Source organism: Pseudonocardia pini (assembly GCF_013870575.1).
Lineage (GTDB): Bacteria > Actinomycetota > Actinomycetes > Mycobacteriales > Pseudonocardiaceae > Pseudonocardia > Pseudonocardia pini.
Map to the genome: position 1 here is coordinate 1 of NZ_JACBXB010000852.1, position 2,197 is coordinate 2,197.

A 2,197-nucleotide genomic window follows, 5' to 3' on the forward strand; every position below is an offset into this window, starting at 1 on the left:
AGGCGCCGCAGGATCGGGTAGACGGTCCCCGCCCCCAGCCCGCACGCGCGGACGAGCTCCATGCCGAACAGCTCGCCGTCGGCCGAGAGGAGCGCGCCGACGACGGCCTCGGTAGCAGAGGTCATCCGCGGCGACATGCCCGCGACGCTATCTCGATATAGTCTCCGACCTGCCGATTCCGCGCCCAACGACCGTCCGCGCGAGTCCAACGGCCGCCGCGCGCGCCGAGCGGGACCCTGTGAGGGACCTGAGGATTCGCCCGTTTCGCCCACTCCACCGGTAGCCTCGCTCGTTGAACAATCAACGAATGAGGAGTCCATGAAGCTGCGAGCCCACTGGAAGGCCTATCTCGCCGGGGCGGTGGTGGTGATCGCCCTGCTGGCGATCGGCGGCCCCTTCGTCTACACGCGGTGGATCGCCCCGGAGGCGGCGGCGCCGCTGTCCGTGGGCACCGGACAGGCCGCCGCCCCGACGGGTGAGCTGGCGACCGCGTACACCGTCGGCGCGGGATCAGAGGCCGGCTACCGGGTCGGCGAGCTGCTCGGCGGGCAACGGGTCGACGCCGTCGGCCGCACGCCCGACGTCTCCGGATCAGCCCGGCTGGACGGCACCCAGGTCAGCGCGGGCGAGATCACGGTGCAGCTGCGCACGGTCACGAGCGACGAGGGCCGCCGGGACAACCAGTTCAGCGGGAACATCATGGACACCGCCCGCTACCCCACGGCGGTGTTCACCCTGACCCGGCCGGTGGACCTGGGACCGGACTTCGCCACCGGCGCCACGGCCACCGCGAACGCCACCGGCACGCTCACCGTGAAGGACCAGACCCGCGAGGTCACCTTCCCGCTCACCGCGGTGCGAGACGGCGCGGACATCGACGTCTCGGGCTCGATCCCGTTGACGTTCACCGACTTCGGGATCGAGCCGCCGAGCATCGGGGACTTCGTGAAGGTGGACCCGACCGGCCAGGTCGAGTTCCTCCTGACCCTGACCCCGACGAGCTGACGACCTCCCGCAGCCCGGCGATCCCGCCCGCGAAGACCCCGCCCGCGAAGACGTCGTCGGCGCGCAACGAGTGACCCTGCCGCGGGGCCTGGTCGCCGGGCGGGGAGTACCGCCCTCCTCACTCGCGGAGGCGGTACTCCCCGCCGTGGCCCGCGACCTCGTGCAGGTCGTAGAGGTGCACGATCTTGGGGCCCTCGTGCAGGTGGACGTGCTTCACGACCGCCGGGGCGACGGACTCGGCGGGGCGGGTGCGGACCCGACCGTCGAGGGGGCCGCCCACGAACCAGTAGGTGTCGCGCGGGTCCGCGGACCGCGGCGCCTGTGTGGCGACCCAGTCCGTCCAGTCCTCCTCGGTGGCTCCGGCCATCGGGCCACCGTACGGACTGCCGCGGGGCGTCCGCAGCATCGGGCTTCTCACGTGGACGCCGAGATGAACCTCAGGGTCGTCGGAGCAGGGTCCGAACGACCCTGAGGTTCATCTCGGCACACGACTCGGCCCGCCGCCCGGGCACGGGAACGGCGGGCCGAGGGAGGAACGGTCAGACGGCGATGGCCTTGGCGGCGCGCTTGCGCGCGTCCCGGACGATGCCGTCGACGGCCTTGGATCCGGCGTCGGCGGCGACCGAGGCACGCCCGGCGACGTCACCGCCGAACTTGGCGGCCTGGTCCGAGGCCTGCGCGGCCAGCACGGACAGCTGCTCGACGTAGCCGGGGGCCTGCTTGCGGGCCTTCTTCGCGGCCTTGCGGGCGCTCTTCTCCCACTCGGCGCGCTTCTTGTCGGCGGCCTTCTCGAAGGCGGCGCGCTTCTGCGTGGCGTTCTTCGCCCACTCGTCGCCCTTCTTGTCGGCCAGCTTCTCCCAGGCCTTGCCGCGCCGGTCGAGCTCCTTCTGCCAGGCCGCGCTGCGCTTGTCGACCTCCTTCTGGAGGGCCGCGCCGCGCTTCTCCGCCTTCTCCGCGGCCTTCGCGGCGCGCTTCGAGAGCTCGCCACCCCACACCGACGCCTGGTCCGACGCCACGGAGCTCAGCTCGGCGGCCCGCTCCGAGGCGACCGAGCTCCAGGTCGAGGCCTTGTCCGCGGCGACGGAGCCGAGCTCGGCGGCCTTCGCCCGCACCACGGGAGCCTTCTCGGCGAGCGTGCCGCTCACGGTGTCGGTGAGGGCCGCGGACATCAGCCCGATGATCAGGACGAGGA

3 protein-coding genes are annotated in these 2,197 nt (G+C 72.6%); 1 reads left to right on the forward strand and 2 read right to left on the reverse strand.

Features of this window, described 5'->3' with window-relative positions:
- The first annotated feature begins 318 nt into the window (after positions 1-318).
- Positions 319-1,005: a YceI family protein gene (locus H5J29_RS29900; RefSeq protein WP_181784312.1), complete on the forward strand. Its 687-nt coding sequence runs from the start codon at positions 319-321 to the stop codon at positions 1,003-1,005.
- Positions 1,006-1,123: 118 nt separating this feature from the next.
- Here H5J29_RS29900 and H5J29_RS29905 read toward each other — a convergent pair whose 3' ends face one another.
- Both H5J29_RS29905 and H5J29_RS29910 read right to left on the reverse strand, forming a co-directional pair.
- Positions 1,124-1,372 (reverse strand): DUF8847 domain-containing protein, encoded by a 249-nt coding sequence (locus H5J29_RS29905; protein ID WP_181784314.1) that lies wholly within the window; start codon positions 1,370-1,372, stop codon positions 1,124-1,126.
- Positions 1,373-1,544: 172 nt separating this feature from the next.
- Positions 1,545-2,197, reverse strand: a 653-nt coding sequence (locus H5J29_RS29910) for a hypothetical protein (protein ID WP_220188105.1), incomplete at its 5' end; no start/stop codon positions are given.